The organism is Halosimplex halobium, assembly GCF_051414055.1.
Classification (GTDB): Archaea; Halobacteriota; Halobacteria; order Halobacteriales; family Haloarculaceae; genus Halosimplex; species Halosimplex halobium.
The window spans coordinates 1-722 of the sequence record NZ_JBLKNX010000052.1; the positions used below are offsets into that span (position 1 = coordinate 1).

The following is a 722-nucleotide window of genomic DNA, read 5'->3' on the forward strand; positions in this document are numbered from 1 at the left end:
TCGCTGCTACTATGACCAGGATTTTCGTTTCAAATCGGTCCACACGAACTCTCGGCCGTGCTTCCACCCGATCAGAACGCCGACCTACACAATCGCCTTCTTATGGGCGTGGTCAGGTATCGGTGGTGGACTTGAGCCCCGATCATTTTGGGCGCCTCAAACCTCGGCCGGTAAGCTGTTACGCTTTTCTTGGAGGGTAGCTGCTTCTAAGCTCACCTCCCGGCTGTCTAGGGCTTGAGACCACCTTCGATCGCACTTAGTCCACACTTGGGGACCTTAACCCGACGCTGGGTTGTCTCCCTTACGGTACACAGGCTTACCCCGCGCACCGAACTCCCCGCGTCGACAGCGTTCGTAGGTTCGGAGTTTGACAGGTGCGCCGACCTCTCTCGAGGGCGGACACACCAATCAGTCTCTCTACCCCACGAACTACCTCGGCGGGGGTAATGCTTCGACATTTGTCGGTCGGAACCAGCTGTTGCCGAACTCGATGGGCCTTTCACCCCTACACGTAGGTCACGAGAGGGTGTTGTAAAACACCAACTCTAACAGACCTCCACGTGCCTTTCGGCACGCTTCGTCTTGCCCACGCGTAGATCGTCCGGTTTCGGGTCGTGTCAGTTTGACTCCCCGCGCTTGAACACGGCGGCCCTGGCGCAAAGCGCTGCGGCCATGTCGGTTTCCCTGTGCCTTCCCCGCGGAACGGGTTAGACTCGCCAAAC

1 rRNA gene is annotated in these 722 nt (G+C 58.6%); it reads right to left on the reverse strand.

What is annotated here, in order from left to right:
- Positions 1-722 (reverse strand): 23S ribosomal RNA (locus ACMGFG_RS24230); the annotation flags it as partial.